Source organism: Parapedobacter lycopersici (genome assembly GCF_024643285.1).
Classification (GTDB): Bacteria; Bacteroidota; Bacteroidia; order Sphingobacteriales; family Sphingobacteriaceae; genus Parapedobacter; species Parapedobacter lycopersici.
The window spans coordinates 505-719 of record NZ_JAMSLW010000014.1 but is presented as its reverse complement, the minus strand read 5'-3'; the positions used below and the strand labels follow the sequence as shown (position 1 = coordinate 719).

At 55.3% G+C, this 215-nt stretch carries 1 protein-coding gene; it reads right to left on the bottom strand.

Features of this window, described 5'->3' with window-relative positions; translation table 11 throughout:
* Positions 1–62: 62 nt before the first annotated feature.
* A complete protein-coding gene (locus tag NEV57_RS15880; RefSeq protein ID WP_504928509.1) occupies positions 63–206 on the bottom strand; it encodes a RuBisCO small subunit-like domain-containing protein in 144 nt (47 codons plus the stop codon).
* Between the last annotated feature and the right edge of the window lie 9 nt (positions 207–215).

The following is a 215-nucleotide window of genomic DNA, read 5'->3' as shown; positions in this document are numbered from 1 at the left end:
GTGGGAGACATCATCGAATCAGAGATGAACAATTAAACAAGGCTATATATGACGATGACGGCTTAGTTGCCACCAGACTCCTCGCAGCCCGGGGGCTTGTAGGCGATGAAGCTGATGAGCTGCACCTGCCTGACGTTGTCGAAGCCGATGATACGGACAAAGGCATCGGGGTAGGCCTTCTTGGCCTCCTCGAGCTCCTTGAGCACCTGGGTGGC